The organism is uncultured Rikenella sp., from assembly GCF_947628055.1.
Lineage (GTDB): Bacteria > Bacteroidota > Bacteroidia > Bacteroidales > Rikenellaceae > Rikenella.
Genome location: NZ_CANQYJ010000049.1, coordinates 1 through 17461, shown reverse-complemented (window position 1 = coordinate 17461; position 17461 = coordinate 1). Strand labels below are relative to the sequence as shown.

The following is a 17461-nucleotide window of genomic DNA, read 5'->3' as shown; positions in this document are numbered from 1 at the left end:
AGGCAAAACGCGACATTCCCCGGGGGGCTTTCGCGCTCAGAAAAATACCTCGGCTGGATCTCCCTATGTCAGGCCGAAGCCACCCCGGGCGGAGGGGCGCAATTCGCCTTGCTCGTTGGTGCACCTCCGCTGGTTCCGGGCAGGAATGCGACCGGACAATAACTCGGATCGGGCACCGAGCGGTACCGCTGGTTCGGGGTCGTACTCGTGTTTCGGAACCCTATTTGTTTCGGGCGCTGGTGAAAATCCGGTTCGCAGAACCGGGCGGGCCGGACGCCTCCCCGTCGGGAGGCCCGCAACTCGACGGTGCTCGTTGCGTTCTCTCCCGGGCGTCCGACCCGATCACATTTAAATCCATCTCTGCCCGCACGCCGAATAAACATTCATTGTTCGCGCGCTGGCGGAAATCCAGCTCAAAAGCAATTCATGCTTTTGAACGATTTCCTGCTCCAGACGTCGCGCGCGGGGCCGGGTGCCGCTGGGCTCGCGATCCGCCCCCTGCGGGTGTTTTATTAGCCTGCCGGCAGCAAGATAAACTACCCCAAAGAGGGTACTGCCCTCGGGCCGGGCGGGCCCCGCGTGCCCGCGGTGGGCTTGCAAAACTTCGTTTTGCTTGGGCCGGAATTACCCCGAACAAAACCCGCGCGCCGGTGGAAATTCGGTTTAACTGCGATCTCCCTATGTCGGGCCACAGTCTCCCGCAGCAGAGGCCCGGTGCCGCTCGGCACACGATCCGGGCTGTAACTACCCCAACTCCGCAGGCTGCAACTCGAAACTATACTTGTCCGCGCGTTCTGTTCCAAAGGAGGGAACTGCCCTCGGGCCGGGCAGCCGCGCTTAATAAGTTCTCTCAAACTCCAACAAAATCCACAACGGGGCCGCGCGCCGAGCAAAAGCCATGCAAACCCCAACAAAAGTCCCGAAGAGCCAAACGGGCGCCCGACCTGAGATGAAGCAAGGTTGAATGTCCAACGTATGCAGTATCGTTCGTCCGCCGCGCATCATACATGCCGGGCCGCTTGTAAGGCAACCCGAATGTGCAAAATATAGAGTAGAACCAAGCACACCCCATGTCAGAAAATATCCGCAAGGGGACATCATCCCACTTCTACCACTGTTTGCCCCCGCGCACGCCCACCGCCTGCGCCTTCTCGGCATCGACCTTCTTCTTGGTATTGTCCTCGCTGGCCTGTATCGCCCGCAGCAAACGCTCCGACTCCTCGCGCGAAGCCGACGGCTGCTGCCCGGGTTGCTGCCCGTCCCGATTATCCCTGTCCTGATTCCGATCCTTATTCTGGTCGTCGTTATCCCGGTTCTTGTCCGGATCGTTGTCGCCCTTGTTCCGGTCCTGGTTCTGGTCCTGACCACCGCCACCGCCGCCACCGTTGGAATCCTGGTTCTGATTCTGCTGCGGGTTATCCTGATTATCCTGATTTTTCTTCTTCTCCTCCTCCTGCTTCAGTTTTTTGGCATAGGCCAGGTTGAACTTGGCCTCCTTATCTTCCGGCATCAGCCGCAACGCATTTTTGTAGGCCTCGATCGCCTCGTCTAACTTCCGCTGTTTGACATAGGTATTGCCCAGGTTGTAATAAGTCGCCGTCTGCCGCTGCAGGTCGGTGCCGTCCTGCGCGAGTTTGCCGTAAGTGGCCACGGCATCGTCGTACCGCCCTTGCTTGTACAGCGCCCCGGCCAGGTTGAAGTTGGCCTCGTAGGAAGTGACATTTTTCTCGAGAGCGCGCTTGTAGCCCACCTCCGCCTCCGGATATTTACTTTCGTAATAGGCCCGGTTACCCTGCCGGATATCGGCGCGCTCCTTCTGCCCCCAAGCCGCCGCCGGCAACAGCAGCAGGGCGTTCGCTATCAAAAAAATCCGCATCATCGGCGTTCCTCCTCGGATTCTGTTTGGGAAATGGGTTCCGCGTCGTCCTCCGGCATCTCAGTGGCTTCGGTGGCCGTGGCGCCCGGTGCGGCGGGCATCTGTCCCGGTTCCGGAATTTCTTTGGTCTCCTCGACGTAGAAATAGGCGTCGAAGTAAGCCTGCTCGTTGTCCTCCGGTGCCGGGGCCATTTTGGCGAACTTCACCAAGTCGGCCAGCGAGAACAGCTCGCGCAGCTTGTCCCTGAGCCTTTCGTCGTTGACGTTCCGCATGGCGTCGAGGATCTGGTCGGAGGTCATCTCCATCGCTCCGATACCGTACCGCCGTCCGATGTAGACGCGCACGATGTCGGCCAGCTGCGAATAATACTCTTTGTGTTTCCCGTTCTGCCACAGTTTGCGGCTGTGCAGTTTTTCCAGCGCCCGGATGGCCGCGACATGCGGCGGCAGCAACCGCTTCGGTGTCCCGCGCCCTTTCCGTCTGCGCAAGTATTTGACAAACAGGTAGATCACGACTGCCAGCGCCACTGCGATACCGATCCCCCAGTAGACGTATTCCTTGATTTCTGCGAAAATGAGCGGGGTATTGAGCGGCCGTTTGATGTCGAATATCTGTTGTTTGGCGGTGTCGATCTCGAAGGTGCCGACGGTGAGCCGCATGGTTTCCGGCGCGAGCACGGTATCTCCTTTCCCTGCCTTGGCCTCGTTCACGGAGGCCGACCACACCACCGGAAAACCGCCCAAGGTATGCGTCCCCTCATCGAATGAGGTCAGCCGATAAGTAATCCGTACCCGGAGCCTGCGTCCGTTCCTGGAGATGGTGTCCACGCGGTCGATTCCCAGCACTTCGATCTGCGGTGTCAGCTGGTTTTTCTCGAACTGGGGCAGCTGGATCTCCTGAGCGACGTCTTTGTCGATGTCGAGGTGCAGGTAGAACTGGTCGCCGATCAGAATGGTGTCCTGCGAGAAACGGGCGTGGATTTCCGGCGCCCGGCCCTGTCCGCGGGCGGCCTGTGCGAGGGTCAGGCCGAAGCAGGAGGCGCCGGCACAAAGCAGAAGGTAAAATATTCGGTATCGTCTCATTCGTTCGCTGAGATGCTTAAAAGTATTTATTTATCGGAGCGCAAATATCCGCAGCATAAACAGGTATTTTATATGAATTCCCGCGCGGGGGGAGGCGCGGGACATAAAGTCCCTTGCAGACGACGGGCCACCGAAAAAGCGACAGTACCGACTACGGGTTCAATCCGTTTCTTGTTTATCGCATTTTGAAGAGCCGCAGCAAGGCGGCCACATAGTCTTCGCCGGTGGCAACGTTCACGCTGTCGACGCGGCATTTGGTCAGGGCATGCGCAATGGCGGCGGAAGCGGTCTCCCAGTAGCGGGCATAGCTGTCCCTGGTCTTAGCGGAAGCGGAGTCGACCCAGACTTTCCGCCCCGTCTCTGCATCCTGCATCTCGATGATCCCCACGTCCGGCAGCTTAGTTTCGCGGATGTCGTAAATCCGCAGCCCCACCAGATCATGCCGTGCAGAAGCGATTTTCAGCCCTTCTTCGTAATTGACGCCGAGGGCGGAATCCCAGCTGTTGACTGTATCCTGCGCACCGCTCGGGGAGAAGTCCATAAAATCGGTCAGCAGGAATGCGGTGCACCGCTTTTTCATCACGTTGGTGAAGAAGCGCAGGGCGCCGTTGATGTCGGTTCCGCGCCCTTCCGGCTCGAAATCCACTAAGTCGCTGATAATCCGCAGCACATGCTGCCGCCCTTTTTTCGGCGGTATGTATTTCTCGATGCGGTCGGAGAAGAAGATGCAGCCGATCTTGTCGTTGTTCTGGGCGGCGGAGAAGGCGAGTACGGCCGCGATTTCGGTGATCAGGTTTTTCTTGAGCTGTCCTTGTGTCCCGAACAGGCGCGATGCGCTGACGTCCACCAAGAGCATCATGGTCAGCTCGCGCTCTTCTTCGTACACTTTGATGTAGGGTTTGCGGTTGCGTGCGGTGACGTTCCAGTCGATGTCGCGTATGTCGTCGCCGATGCGGTAGTCGCGCACTTCGCTGAAGGCCATGCCGCGCCCTTTAAACGCCGAGTGGTATTTCCCGGCGAAGATGTCGTTTGAAAGGCCGCGGGTCTTGATCTCGATTTTGCGGACTTTCCGGAGTATGTCTTCTTCGTTCTCTTTCATGGTACGGGACTTTTCGGGGTCTCCGGCGGTTGCGGATAGTCGGCTGACTTTGCGGCTCGCGCTGCCTGTTCTCTCGTTTTTCGGGCCGCCCGAGGGTGTGTGCAGACGGCCCAAATACATGTGGGCGTCCGCCGTCGACACGGGCACTTGGGCATTACCCGGCCGCTGCTATATACAGTTGTCATTCTCGGGCCGGAGCCGTTTCGGGCGGTTACTGCCCGGCTCGAGTGCCGAGCGACCCCCGGCCTCTATTGTAGAAAACTACGGCACTTCGACCTTGTTCAATATCTCGGTAATAATATCCTCGGAGGTAATGTTCTCGGCTTCCGCTTCGTAAGTCAGCCCGACTCGGTGCCGCATCACGTCCGGACACACCGCGCGCACATCCTCCGGAATCACATACCCCCGCCTCTTGATAAAAGCGTAGGCCTTGGCGGCCTTGGCCAGCGCGATCGATGCACGCGGCGAACATCCGTACCCGATCATCAAGGCGAGCCTGTCGAGGCCGTATTCCGCCGGTTCCCGCGTGGCGAAAATAATATCGACGATATACCGTTCGATTTTCTCGTCCATATACACTTGGGCTACCACTTCCTTGGCCTTGAGGATGGTCTCGGGGGTCACGACGCGGCTTGCCCGGGGAAACTGTGCGCCCAGCATGTTCTGCCGGATAATGAGCCGTTCTTCCTCTTTGTTCGGGTATCCGATTTTCACTTTGAGCATGAATCGGTCGACCTGCGCTTCCGGAAGGGGGTAAGTCCCCTCTTGTTCGATCGGGTTCTGGGTCGCCATCACCAAGAATGGCTGCGGCAACGGGTAGGTGGTGTCGCCGATCGTGACTTGGCGCTCCTGCATGGCTTCCAACAGTGCGGACTGCACTTTGGCCGGCGAGCGGTTGATTTCGTCGGCGAGCACGAAATTGGCGAAAACAGGCCCGAGTTTGACGGTAAACTCTTCGTTCTTCTGACTGTAGATCAGGGTGCCGGTCAGGTCGGCCGGCAGCAGGTCGGGGGTGAACTGGATCCGGCTGAATTTGGCGTCCACGGCATCGGCCAGTGTGTTGATGGCCAATGTCTTGGCCAACCCGGGCACCCCTTCCAGCAGAATATGTCCGTCGCTGAGCAGCCCGATCAGCAGGCTTTCGACCAGGTGTTTCTGGCCGACGATGACTTTCCCCATTTCGAGGGTCAGCAGGTCGACGAAAGCGCTCTGCTGTTCGATTCGCGCGTTGAGCTCCTGGATGTTTACGACTTCGCTCATAGCTCTCTCTTTGAGTGGTTTATGGATTGATTCGGCGATCCTGTCTGCCGCATTTAAAGCAGCTGCGACTGCTTTAACGGGTGACGGGGTTTGATTTCGCTTTCGGTTAACAAAGGTATAAAAATTCCTTGACCGATCTATTCCTGTTCGATGCGTCGTTTTTCCCGACACTCTATTCTTCTGAAAAAAATAGAATTTATTGGTCGTTATGATTCGGTGATTCTCCGGTCTTGCGGTATCGGCACTGCATATCTTTTTATGTGTGCGGTGCCTGAAACTGGGGTTTGGCGGCCTGTTTTTTTCGGGCGGGCGGAGGGGCGGTGCCGTTCAGCACATCCGGGCCGTAACTACCCCCAAACTCTGCAGACTGCGACCGAATCCTCAGAAAGCAGACAATCGCAACGGTTACCATTCAGCCGGAGCCAGCAAAGCCGCTTAGAGTAGTTGCCACCCGGAACAGGCACCCCGCCAGAGCTGCGACTATCCTCCACAGCGAGGCGCCGGCAGCAAACCAGGAGAAGCACCCCCGAACGGCACGAAGATAAAAAACAAGTGCCACCCCAACATGAGCGGTGGCACGAAAGAATAAGCCCGGCGATAAGAAAAAATAAAAACGATCGCTATCGGACCAATTTGTCGAACAAAGGTCTGAGGCTGACCAGGTTGTGAACGATCCCCGGCAGGTCTCCGATCGCCACCCGTTCCTGCTGCATCGAATCCCGGTGCCGTATAGTCACCGTCCCATCCTCGGCAGACTGATGATCCACCGTCACGCACAACGGCGTCCCTATGGCATCCTGCCTGCGGTAACGTTTCCCGATGCTGTCCTTTTCGTCATACTGCACATAGTGGTCAAATTTCAGATCGTTCACGATCTTCCGGGCGATCTCCGGCAGCCCGTCCTTTTTGACCAGCGGCAAGACCGCTACCTTGACCGGCGCCAGTGCCGCCGGGAAGCGCATCACCACCCGTTCCTCGCCATTGTCCAATTTTTCCTCGGTGTAAGCCGCCGAGAAAACCTGCAGGAACATCCGATCCACCCCGATCGAAGTTTCGACCACATACGGCGTATAGCTTTCGCCGCTCTCCGTATCGAAATACTGGATCTTCTTGCCCGAGAACTTCGCATGCTGCGACAGGTCGAAATCCGTCCGCGAGTGAATCCCTTCGACCTCCTTGAATCCGAACGGGAACTCGTATTCCACATCCGTCGCCGCATTGGCGTAATGCGCCAGTTTTTCATGGTCGTGGAACCGGTAATGATTATCCCCGAAACCCAAAGCCCGGTGCCAGCTCATGCGGAACTGCCGCCAATGGTCGAACCACTGCATTTCGGTTCCCGGCTTCACGAAGAACTGCATCTCCATCTGTTCAAACTCGCGCATGCGGAAGATGAACTGCCGCGCCACGATCTCGTTCCGGAACGCCTTGCCGATCTGCGCGATCCCGAACGGAATCTTCATCCGCCCCGTCTTCTGCACATTGAGGAAGTTGACGAAAATCCCCTGCGCCGTCTCCGGCCGCAGGTAGACGATACTCGCCCCGTCCGCCGTAGACCCCATCTGGGTCTGGAACATCAGGTTGAACTGCCGCACGTCCGTCCAGTTTTTCGTTCCGCTGATCGGGCAGACGATCCCCAGCTCTTCGATCAGCGCCTTGACGCCGGCCAGATCATTGGCATTCAGCACCTCCGTCATCTTGGCATGCGCCGCGTCGCGTTTGGCCTGCAATTCGAGCACCCGGGCATTCGTAGTCACGAACTGCTCCCGGTCGAACGCCTCCCCAAACCGCTTCGCCGCTTTCGCCACCTCTTTTTCGATCTTCTCGTCCTGCTTGGCGATCCAGTCCTCGATCAACACATCGGCGCGATACCGTTTCTTGCTGTCCTTGTTGTCGATCAGCGGGTCGTTGAACGCCCCCACATGCCCCGATGCCTCCCACGTCTTCGGGTGCATGAAGATCGCCGCGTCGATCCCCACGATGTTGTCGTGCAGTTTGGTCATCGCGTCCCACCAATAGCGCTTGATGTTGTTCTTGAGCTCGACCCCCAGCTGGCCGTAGTCGTAAACGGCCGAAAGACCGTCGTATATCTCGCTCGACGGGAAGATAAACCCGTATTCCTTGCTGTGTGCGATCAGTTTTTTGAAAAGTTCTTCTTGTGTCATCGTCTGCTTGTTTTTCGATCAGCAAAGGTAATGATTTCTTCTATGTATTGTTTGTTCTTTGATTACCGTGTCCGACTGTTCTTTTTGTGAGCAAAAAGAACCCAAAAAACTTTAGAACGCATCCCTGCGGGATGCTCTGGCCGTGTCAGCTCCATGCTTTGGGCCGAGCTTTCCCGGCCCACAACAGGATTGCGGCGCGGACTCTGCCAAGATAGCGCGAGGGAACCGAAAGTAAGGTAACCAATACAAGAAGCAATCATTACTTCGCGGTTTTCGGGAAATTGGGCGTCTTGACCGGAACGTTTTTGTTGACAAGCAATTGGCCGTCAGGAGATACCCATCGCTCGCCCCGCTCGGCAAGGTGTTCCGCCATACGTTTGCGGAAAGCCGCCAACCGTTCCGCATAGTCCGCCGAATCGTGTAAGTCGCGGTTCTCGTACGGATCGACCGAAAGGTCGAACAACTGTTCGGTACCTTTATTATAGAACCAGATGTATTTCATGTGTCCGTCCGTCAGCGCCACGTAGCCGCTGTTCGGGCCGTAGCAGGAATAATGCTCGATGTCGATCATATCCCGCCATCCGGCTTTTTTCGGATTCCGGATCATATTGAGGATCGAGGAGCCGTCCACATTTTCCGGAATCGGAGCCCCCGCCGCATCGAGGAACGTCGGCAGAATATCCCGTATCTCCACCACTTCCTCGCGCGTCGAGCCGCGTTCGACCCGGGCCTTCACGGACGACGGATACCGCACGATGAACGGCACATGAGCCGATCCCTCGTAAGCATACGTCTTGCGCCAGTGGTAATGGTCGCCCAGCATGTCCCCGTGATCCGACACGAAGAGGATGACCGAATTGTCGTACAGCCCCTTCTCCTTGAGCGCCGCGATGATCCGGCCGATCTGTTCGTCGATGAACGAGACGTTGGCCGCATAATATTTCCGCGCTTTTTGCGCATATTCAGGGCCGAAGTCGCCGAACGGCGCCTCCGGATTCCGGGCCGGATCATGCGTATAGCCGGCCGAAAAAGTGGAGTCCCAGTCGCCGACTGCCGGAGCCGGCAAGGTCTTGCCGTCGTACAGGTCGAGGAACCGCCGTGGCGGATCATACGGACTGTGCGGCCGCGCGAACGAGACTTTCAGAAACAGCGGCTGCTCCTTGTCATAGCCCTCGATCAGCCGCACGGCCCGCTCGCCGGTCCACCACGTCGGATGTAAAGTATCTGCCAACGGATAGGCCCCCGCCGCATGTCCGTTCCATCCGATATGAATGGAGTCCGGGTTCAGCCCCGGCGCCACGCGGGCGAACCACTGCCGGTAGTCGCTCACGAATCCGGGGTCTTCGCTCCGCCCCGATTCGTCGAGCTCGGTCGCCGCGAACCCGCGCAGCGACCGCTGCGGATGCCAGTGCATTTTCCCGATCCCGTAGCTGTAATACCCCGCATCGGTCATCAGTTGAGGCAGCTGGTTCGGGTACTCCGGTGCGATATGCGGGACATATCCGATCAAGCCGTGATGCCACGGCGACTGGCCGGTGAGCAGTCCGGCCCGTGCCGGCGTACTGCTGGGGGCAGAAGTGTAGCCGTTGACGAACCGCACTCCGTCGGCAGCCAGAGCGTCGAGATTCGGAGTATGGATCGTGGAATCGACCGAACCCAAGTAGTCGAACCGGTGCTGATCGGTCATCAGCAGGATCACGTTGGGCCGCTGCCCCGTTTTTTTCGGAGCGGCTCCGGCGATGCCTGCGGCGGCTAAGGCGGCAAAAACCGCAAGTGTCTGTTTCATCGGTGGAAATTTGATGTCGGAATCTCAAAAGTACGAAAAAGATCGCATTATTTCGTTACTTTTGTGGCCGTAATTATGGGCAGGATCGTAGCTATAGATTACGGGCGTAAACGGGTCGGGCTGGCCGTGACGGATCCGCTGAAGCTGATCGCCACGGCGCTGGACACCGTGCCGGCCCACGAAGCGGTGGAGTACCTGCAGCGCTATGCGGCGCAGAATGAGGTGGAGCTTTTCGTGGTGGGAGAACCGAAACAGATGAACGGAGAACCGTCGGAGTCGCAGCGGTATATCACACCGTTCGTGAACCGGCTTCGCCGGGTGCTGCCGGATATTCCGGTGGTTTTTCACGATGAGCGTTTCACGTCGGTGCTGGCCCACCGGGCAATTATCGAGGGAGGGGTGAGGAAAATGGAGCGGCGCACGAACAAGGGGCTGGTGGATCGGGTCAGCGCGGTAATCATCCTGCAATCTTACATGGAATCGGCGGATGCGATGAAATGAGGGGCGGTGAATCTATGGGCCGGGAGACCTTCCGGGCGTACGATCCGTTCGGTTCGCAAAAGACGACCATACGATAAGGAACTTGATTAAAAACTTTGCCTGATTCGGCCGTTCGCCGGCCGCAGGAAACTTTCGACACCATACAGATCATGACCATACAGAAACCTTCCATACCTAAGGGCACCCGCGACTTTTCGCCCGTCGAGACGGCGCGCCGCAACTACCTGTTCGACACCGTCAAAAGCGTCTTCCGGCGCTACGGCTTCCAGCCGCTCGAGACCCCGAGCATGGAGAACCTCTCCACCCTGTTGGGGAAATACGGCGAAGAAGGCGACAAACTGCTCTTCAAAGTCCTCAACTCCGGCAACTTCCTCAAAGGGATCGAGAGCGAAGAGCTCCTGGCCGCTGCCGAGAGCGACAACCCGGTCGCGCTCGGCAACCGGATGTGCGACAAAGGGTTGCGCTACGACCTGACCGTGCCGTTCGCCCGGTATGTGGTGCAGCACCGCAACGAACTTGTCTTCCCCTTCAAACGCTACCAGATCCAGCCCGTATGGCGCGCCGACCGGCCGCAGAAAGGGCGCTACCGGGAGTTCTACCAGTGCGACGTGGATGTGGTGGGGAGCGAATCGCTGCTGAACGAAGTGGAGCTGATCCGGATCGTGCAGGACGTGTTCGCCGCGTTAGGGATACGCGTCGTGCTGAAAATCAACAACCGCAAGATACTCTACGGGATTGCCGAGACGATCGGGCATGCCGACAAAATGACGGACATCACCGTCGCGATCGACAAACTCGACAAGATCGGCCTCGACGCCGTGAACGAAGAGCTCGCCGAACGGGGACTGTCGCCGGAGGCGATCGCCGCCTTGCGGCCGATTCTCGAGCTGACGGGCGACAACCGGGCCAAACTGACTGCCATTACAGCCATTATCGGAGAACACTCGGCCATCGGGCTGAAAGGGATCGAAGAAGTGAAGACCATACTGGACTACACCGAAAAATTAGGCGTGACCTTACCTGTCGAACTCGACCTTTCGCTGGCGCGCGGGCTTAACTACTATACCGGAGCGATTTTTGAAGTCAAAGCCCTGGACTTCCCGATGGGGAGCATCTGCGGCGGGGGACGGTACGACGACCTGACCGGCATCTTCGGACTGCCCGACACCTCGGGCGTGGGGATCAGTTTCGGCGCCGACCGGATTTACGACGTGCTGTTGGGGCTGGATCTCTTTCCGGCCGAGACGGCGCAGAGCGTGCGGGCGCTGTTCGTCAATTTCGGGGGGGCGGAGGAATGCGATGCGTTGAAACTGCTGGCCGACGTGCGGCAGGCGGGGATCGCGGCGGAAATCTATCCCGAGGCCGTGAAAATGAAAAAACAGTTCGACTATGCGCAGAAGCGGGGAATCCCGTATATGATCTTCGTCGGCGAGACGGAACGGGCGGCACGGGTCGCGACAGTCAAAAACATCGTGACCGGGGAACAGACCCCGGTGCCTTTCGGCGAAATCGCCGCTTTTCTTAAACAATAAACCCGAAGATTCGTCGTTTGCTAACGGCAAACGACCTCTCCCGCATGAACGATACCCGAAAGACATTTTGCCTTTTCCTGCTGGCCGCGCTGACCGCAGCGTCGGTGGTTCCGGCCCGGAGCCAGAGGCGGACGGGGCCGCCGAGAGAACCGAAACTCGAAGAGCTGCCCCGGCGGCCGGTGGACACCATCGCCACGTCCGATCCGGAGACCCGGGTCATCATCTACAGCAACAACACGTGGGAATACTACCGGCCGACGCTCGAGCGGCAGTGGGGCGAGCTGCCGGTGTACCGGAACAACTGGGACACCGCATCCGTTTTTTCGTACCGCAGCATCGAACTCGGCGACCTGCCGGCAGTGATCGAGCTCAAACTGATCGACAGCCTCGACCAGTTCTGCTGTCCGGTGCAGGGGAAGGTGCTGTCGAAGTACGGCCCGCGCAGGCGGCGGAGCCATAACGGAGTGGACATCCCGCTGAAGACCGGCGAACCGGTGCGGACGGCTTTCGACGGCAAAGTGCGGTATGCCAGATACAATACCGGCGGCTTCGGCTATTTGGTCATCGTCCGGCATGCCAACGGCTTGGAGACCTGGCACGCCCACCTCTCGAAACTGAACGTCGAAGTGGGCGACTACGTCAAGACCGGCCAGGTGATCGGCTACATCGGTTCGACGGGACGGGCTTACGGGCCGCATCTCCATTTCGAGGTGCGCTACTGCGACCAGGCTTTCGACCCGGAATTCCTGTTCGACTTCGAGAAAGGGATGCTCCGGTACCAGATTTTCGCGCTGGAACACTCGTATTTCAACATTCAGTCGCGGGCGTCGGAGCTGCTGGAGGAGGACGACCCGGAACAGGACATCGCCAACATGCTGCTGGCCGGGGCCGACGACTCGACCGCCATTCGTGCGGCGCAGCCCAAATCGGCCGCCGCATCGGGCGGGCCGGTTTACCATATCGTCAAGAAAGGGGATATCCTGGGGCGGATCGCGCCGCGCTACGGGACGACCATCGCCCGGATCTGCCAGCTGAACGGGATCGACCGCAACAGCACGCTTCGGTTAGGGCAGCGGCTGCGGGTCAAATAAAAATTTCCGGCTTCCTGCTTTCCCGCCCCGTCCTGCCGCACATTGCGGCACAGGACGGGGCGAAACGTTTTCACCCGGAAGGACCGGCGGCGAAAATCAGGAAAAAACCTTTATATTTGGGCATCGAAATCAATTTCATCACATGATACTACTGTTCCGTAACGACAACACTATTTTCGCGGTACAGACCGCGACCACTCTCGACCGGTCGGACATCGACAAGCTATGCTGGCTTTTCGGCGGGGCCCAGTGGCTCGACGTTTCGTCCGTGAGCGGCATTTTCGTCGGGCCGCGGCGCGAGATGATTACGCCGTGGAGCACCAACGCGGTCGAGATCACGCAGAACATGGGGATTCGCGGAATCGTGCGGATCGAGGAGTTCCGGATGGTGGAGAGCGAAGCGGAGCCGTACGACAAGATGCTCTACCGGATGTACCGGACGATCGACGGCGAGGTCTTTACGGTGGACAAGCGGCCGGAGCCGATCGTCCATATCGAGGACATCGAAAGCTACAACCGGGAGCAGGGGCTGGCCTTGAATCCGGACGAGATACAGTACCTCAAGGAGCTGGCGGCGAAGATCGGGCGGCCGCTGACGGACAGCGAAGTGTTCGGCTTTTCGCAGGTCAATTCGGAGCACTGCCGGCACAAGATTTTCAACGGCCAGTTCATTATCGACGGGGAGGAGAAGCCGGAGACCTTGTTCAAGCTCATCAAGAAGACCACGACCACCCATCCGGGGCGGGTCGTTTCGGCATACAAAGACAACTGCGCGTTTTTGCAGGGAGCGGTGGTCGAACAGTTCGCGCCGGCATCTCATGAGGGGCCGGACTACTTTGTGGCGGAGGATTTCGAGAGCGTGATTTCGATTAAGGCGGAGACGCACAACTTTCCGACTACGGTCGAGCCGTTCAACGGGGCGGCCACGGGGACGGGAGGCGAGATCCGCGACCGGATCGCCGGGGGGAAAGGGGCGTTCCCGATGGCGGGGACGGCCTGCTACATGACCGCCTATCCGCGGCTCGGGGGCGACCCGAAGGGGCGGAACTGGGAGCGGAAGGTTCCGGCCCGGCCGTGGCTCTACCAGACGCCGGAAGATATTCTGATCAAGGCGTCGAACGGGGCGTCGGACTTCGGGAACAAGTTCGGGCAGCCGCTGATTACCGGGTCGGTCTACACGTTCGAGCATGCCGAAAATGGGAAGACGTATGGGTTCGACAAGGTGATCATGCTGGCCGGGGGGATCGGATACGGGAAAAAGGCGGATTCGCTCAAGGACGAACCGACCCCGGGGGACAAGGTGGTTTTATTGGGCGGGGATAACTATCGGATCGGGATGGGGGGTGGCGCGGTCTCCTCTGTTGCGACGGGAGAGTATGCGAATGCGATCGAGCTGAATGCGATCCAGCGGTCGAATCCGGAGATGCAGCGGCGGGCTTATAACGCTATTCGCGCTTTGAGCGAGGAACGGGACAATCCGATTATCTCGATCCACGACCACGGGGCGGGGGGGCACTTGAACTGCCTGTCGGAATTGGTCGAGGCGACGGGGGGGCGGATCGACGTCGATGCGCTGCCGGTGGGGGATCCGACCTTGTCGGACAAGGAGATCGTGGGGAACGAGTCGCAGGAGCGGATGGGCTTGGTGATGGACGAACGGCATATCGGGAAACTGCGGGCGATTGCCGAGCGGGAGCGGGCGCCGATGTACGTGATCGGGGAGACGACCGGGGATATGCAGTTCACGTTCGTGGACAACCGGACGGGCGAACGGCCGATCGATTTGCAGCTCAGTGCGATGTTCGGCGAGGCGCCGCGGACGGTGATGACCGACTCCACGAAAGTGGACACCTATCGTGCGCCGGAGTACGATGCCGATAAGATCGGGGATTACCTGACGGAGGTGTTGCAGCTGGAAGGGGTGGCCTGCAAGGACTGGCTCACGAATAAGGTGGACCGGTCGGTGACGGGGCGCGTGGCGATGCAGCAGACGGCGGGGGCGTTGCAGCTGCCGCTCAACGACTGTGCGGTCATTGCGCTGGACTATCAGGGCACTTACGGGATTGCGACGGCGTTGGGACATGCGCCGGCGGCGGCATTGGCCGATCCGGCAAAGGGGTCGGTGCTGGCTATCGCGGAGGCTTTGACCAATATCGTGTTTGCGCCGATCGAGGGGGGATTGGCCTCTGTATCTTTGAGTGCCAACTGGATGTGGCCGTGCAAGAACGAGGGGGAAGATGCGCGGCTGTACCGGGCGGTGGAGGCGGCGAGCGATTTTGCGCTGGCTTTGAAGATCAATATTCCGACGGGGAAGGATTCCCTGTCGATGACGCAGAAATATCCGGACGGGCAGTCGGTGCTGGCGCCGGGGACGGTGATCATCACCTCGGCGGGGGAAGTTTCGGACGTGAAGAAATGCGTGCGGGCGGCGCTGGACGAGACGTATTGTGACCGGAGCGCACTGGTGTATGTCGATATGACGGGAGGCGAGGATTTTCTGTTGGGGGGGAGTGCGCTGGGGCAGGTCATTCATGCGGTGGGGGCGGCTTCGGATGTGCCGACGGTGCGGGATGCGGGGTACTTTGCGCGGGCGTTCGACGCGGTGCAGCGTTTGATCGGGGAGGGATGGATATTGGCGGGGCACGACGTGTCGGGCGGCGGGTTGATTACGGCGCTGTTAGAGATGACTTTCGGAGGGAATCGCGCGGGGCTGGCGGTGGATTTGAATCCGCTGCGGAACGATGATTTGGTGAAGCTGCTGTTCAGTGAAAAGCCGGCCGTGCTGCTTCAGGTGGCGGCGGATCGGGCGGATGCGGTGCTCTCATCCTTGGATCGGTGCGGTGTGGCCGGAGTACGGATTGCGGAAGTGCTGGGGGAACGGCGCTTCTCGCTGCGGCACGGATGCTGCGAACGGCTTGCGCTGGACATCGACGAGCTGCGGGATGTGTGGTACCGGACGTCATATCTGCTGGACTGCAACCAGAGCACGCCGCGGCTGGCGTTGGAACGGTACGAAAACTACAGGAAACAGCCGCTGTACTTCGATTTCCCGGCGGGGTTCACGGGAAAATTGGCACAGTACGGCATCGATCCGAAACGCAGGGCCAGAACGGGGATACGGGCGGCCATTATCCGGGAGAAAGGGTGCCAGTGCGACCGCGAAACGGCGTGGATGATGCACTTAGCGGGATTCGATGTCAAGGATGTGCACATGACGGACTTGATCGCGGGGCGCGAGACCCTGGAGGATGTGAACCTGATCGCATTCGTGGGGGGATTCTCGAACTCCGACGTGTTAGGGTCGGCGAAAGGCTGGGCCGGGGCGTTCCTCTACAATCCGAAGGCGAAAGCGGCGCTGGATCGGTTCTACGCGCGGCGGGACACGTTGTCGATCGGCATTTGCAACGGGTGCCAGCTGATGGTGGAGCTGGGCTTGATCACGCCGAAGACGGACGAGGAGCGGCCGCGGATGCTGCACAACGACTCGCACAAGTTCGAGTCGCGGTTCTTGGGGGTGACGATACAGCCGTCGCCGAGCGTGATGCTGCGGTCGCTCGAAAACTCGATCTTAGGCGTCTGGGTGGCGCACGGCGAGGGGAAATTCCGGCTGCCGTATGCGGAATCGCACTACCATATTCCGATGAAATACCTCTACGCGGAGTATCCGGGGAATCCGAACGGGAGCGACTACAATGCGGCGGCGATCTGTTCGGCGGACGGGCGTCACTTGGCGATGATGCCGCACCTGGAACGGGCGATCCGGCCGTGGAACTGGGCTTACTATCCGAGCGGCGCGCCGCGGGCGGAGGACGAGGTGACGCCGTGGATCGAGGCTTTCGTCAATGCGCGGACTTGGATCGAGGAGCACACGAGATAACAGGGTTCCCGATGAATATCGAAGATATACGCGACTACTGCCTCTCTATGCCGCATGTCAGCGAGGCGTTTCCATTCGATGCGGATACGATGGTGTTCCGTGTCGGGGACACCCCGGCAAAACCGGGTAAGATATTCGCTCTGTGTGCGTTGGAACGACCGGACTACATCCTGCTGAAATGCGATCCGGAGCGGGCTTTGGAGTTGCGCGACCGCTATCCGGACGAGGTCGAACCGGGATGGCACATGAACAAACGCCATTGGAACGGCATTTTCCTGACCGGCCCCCGCCTGACCGATGCGGATATCCGGGAGATGATCGACCGTTCCTATGATCTGGTAGCGGCGTCTTTACCGAAAGGGCTGCGGAACGAATTGGGAATATAAATCACAGGACAGGGTGGCCCCGGAGTGCCTGTATGCGTCGAGCCGGTGCCGGCGGCAGGCAGAGCGGACGATAAATTCAGCAGTCCACTGATCATTCCGGCGGGGGAATCATTAGTTAGACGCCGGACAGTGTCGAACGACAAGCGATAACGGCAGGACAGGCTTGGGCATTTCCCGAGACTGTACGGAAAGAGACTGCTGGCTCGATATGAGCCCCGGGCAACCGCGGCAGCGGCGAGGGAGCGTTGTGGAACGTCGGCAACAACGGGTATAGCTGGTCGTCTTCGGTCGACGGCATCCGCGGCCTGTACTTGGACTTCAACGCGACGAACCTCAATCCCAGCAACGCGACGAACCGTGCAAACGGCCTTCAGGTGCGGTGCCTCCAAGCATTTATCACTCCACCCCGTCCTTTTTCTTCCTCTTTTAATTTGGGTCCGCGTGTTGCAGGCTTGAAATCTTTCGTACTGTAAGTTTGAATCTCTCGTATTACAGGTTTGAATCTTTCGTGTTGCAGGTCTGAAGGAAACGGCCGTTTTCAAAAAAGCGACATCGGCGCTGCCGCTGCTGGAAACTGCGGTTTGACATCGGAAGAACAGTCTGACTACTCGAACTGGTCGGTTTGGCTGGACGCCTCCCCCTCGGGAGGCCCGCAATAAGGCCGCAAGCGTCCTTGATTGCAGCATTCCGGGCGTCCGACCCAAAAATTAAACGTAGGTTTATTTGCACTGGCCGGATGGTACCGTTCTTTCTTTGAAAAGAAAGAACCAAAGAAACTTTCAGATAGCTGCGCTACTCCTTACGCT

11 protein-coding genes are annotated in these 17461 nt (G+C 59.0%); 5 read left to right on the top strand and 6 right to left on the bottom strand.

The annotated features are described in order from the left end of the window. Nucleotides 1–1108: 1108 nt before the first annotated feature. The 6 genes from Q0Z93_RS06015 to Q0Z93_RS05990 form a co-directional block, all read right to left on the bottom strand. Nucleotides 1109–1879: a tetratricopeptide repeat protein gene (locus Q0Z93_RS06015; protein WP_298063728.1), complete on the bottom strand. Its 771-nt coding sequence runs from the start codon at nt 1877–1879 to the stop codon at nt 1109–1111. After that, a complete protein-coding gene (locus Q0Z93_RS06010; protein ID WP_298063725.1) occupies nt 1876–2958 on the bottom strand; it encodes a hypothetical protein in 1083 nt (360 codons plus the stop codon). The genes Q0Z93_RS06015 and Q0Z93_RS06010 overlap by 4 nt, the downstream gene beginning before the upstream one ends. Before the next feature lie 175 nt (nt 2959–3133). Beyond that, on the bottom strand, nt 3134–4057 hold the full coding sequence (locus Q0Z93_RS06005; protein ID WP_298063722.1) for a DUF58 domain-containing protein: 924 nt from the start codon (nt 4055–4057) through the stop codon (nt 3134–3136). Between the two features lie 261 nt (nt 4058–4318). Beyond that, a complete protein-coding gene (locus Q0Z93_RS06000; RefSeq protein ID WP_298063719.1) occupies nt 4319–5317 on the bottom strand; it encodes an AAA family ATPase in 999 nt (332 codons plus the stop codon). Between the two features lie 620 nt (nt 5318–5937). Beyond that, nucleotides 5938–7482, bottom strand: coding sequence for a glycine--tRNA ligase (locus Q0Z93_RS05995; RefSeq protein WP_298063718.1), 1545 nt, complete (start codon nt 7480–7482; stop codon nt 5938–5940). Between the two features lie 259 nt (nt 7483–7741). Next, a complete protein-coding gene (locus Q0Z93_RS05990; protein WP_298063715.1) occupies nt 7742–9268 on the bottom strand; it encodes an arylsulfatase in 1527 nt (508 codons plus the stop codon). Between the two features lie 75 nt (nt 9269–9343). On the opposite strand from Q0Z93_RS05990, the gene ruvX reads away from it, so the two are divergent. The 5 genes from ruvX to Q0Z93_RS05965 all read left to right on the top strand — a co-directional run bounded on the left by ruvX (nt 9344) and on the right by Q0Z93_RS05965 (nt 16655). Beyond that, nucleotides 9344–9769: a Holliday junction resolvase RuvX gene (gene ruvX, locus Q0Z93_RS05985; RefSeq protein ID WP_298063712.1), complete on the top strand. Its 426-nt coding sequence runs from the start codon at nt 9344–9346 to the stop codon at nt 9767–9769. A 149-nt stretch (nt 9770–9918) separates the two neighbouring features. Continuing rightward, a complete protein-coding gene (hisS, locus tag Q0Z93_RS05980) occupies nt 9919–11301 on the top strand; it encodes a histidine--tRNA ligase (protein ID WP_298063710.1) in 1383 nt (460 codons plus the stop codon). 44 nt (nt 11302–11345) lie between these two features. Further along, on the top strand, nt 11346–12392 hold the full coding sequence (locus tag Q0Z93_RS05975; RefSeq protein WP_298063707.1) for a peptidoglycan DD-metalloendopeptidase family protein: 1047 nt from the start codon (nt 11346–11348) through the stop codon (nt 12390–12392). Between the two features lie 142 nt (nt 12393–12534). Continuing rightward, entirely contained in the window at nt 12535–16269 is a 3735-nt protein-coding gene (gene purL / locus Q0Z93_RS05970; RefSeq protein WP_298063705.1) for a phosphoribosylformylglycinamidine synthase, read from the top strand. Between the two features lie 11 nt (nt 16270–16280). Beyond that, the gene (locus tag Q0Z93_RS05965) at nt 16281–16655 is read left to right on the top strand and encodes an MmcQ/YjbR family DNA-binding protein (protein WP_298063703.1); all 375 of its coding nucleotides are present in this window, start codon (nt 16281–16283) and stop codon (nt 16653–16655) included. Nucleotides 16656–17461 lie beyond the last annotated feature (806 nt).

Bases quoted from the DNA above. Each gene is read 5' to 3' on its own strand.
- Q0Z93_RS06015 (WP_298063728.1), bottom strand. From the start codon at position 1,879: ATGATGCGGATTTTTTTGATAGCGAACGCCCTGCTGCTGTTGCCGGCG.
- Q0Z93_RS06010 (WP_298063725.1), bottom strand. From the start codon at position 2,958: ATGAGACGATACCGAATATTTTACCTTCTGCTTTGTGCCGGCGCCTCC.
- Q0Z93_RS06005 (WP_298063722.1), bottom strand. From the start codon at position 4,057: ATGAAAGAGAACGAAGAAGACATACTCCGGAAAGTCCGCAAAATCGAG.
- Q0Z93_RS06000 (WP_298063719.1), bottom strand. From the start codon at position 5,317: ATGAGCGAAGTCGTAAACATCCAGGAGCTCAACGCGCGAATCGAACAG.
- Q0Z93_RS05995 (WP_298063718.1), bottom strand. From the start codon at position 7,482: ATGACACAAGAAGAACTTTTCAAAAAACTGATCGCACACAGCAAGGAA.
- Q0Z93_RS05990 (WP_298063715.1), bottom strand. From the start codon at position 9,268: ATGAAACAGACACTTGCGGTTTTTGCCGCCTTAGCCGCCGCAGGCATC.
- ruvX (WP_298063712.1), top strand. From the start codon at position 9,344: ATGGGCAGGATCGTAGCTATAGATTACGGGCGTAAACGGGTCGGGCTG.
- hisS (WP_298063710.1), top strand. From the start codon at position 9,919: ATGACCATACAGAAACCTTCCATACCTAAGGGCACCCGCGACTTTTCG.
- Q0Z93_RS05975 (WP_298063707.1), top strand. From the start codon at position 11,346: ATGAACGATACCCGAAAGACATTTTGCCTTTTCCTGCTGGCCGCGCTG.
- purL (WP_298063705.1), top strand. From the start codon at position 12,535: ATGATACTACTGTTCCGTAACGACAACACTATTTTCGCGGTACAGACC.
- Q0Z93_RS05965 (WP_298063703.1), top strand. From the start codon at position 16,281: ATGAATATCGAAGATATACGCGACTACTGCCTCTCTATGCCGCATGTC.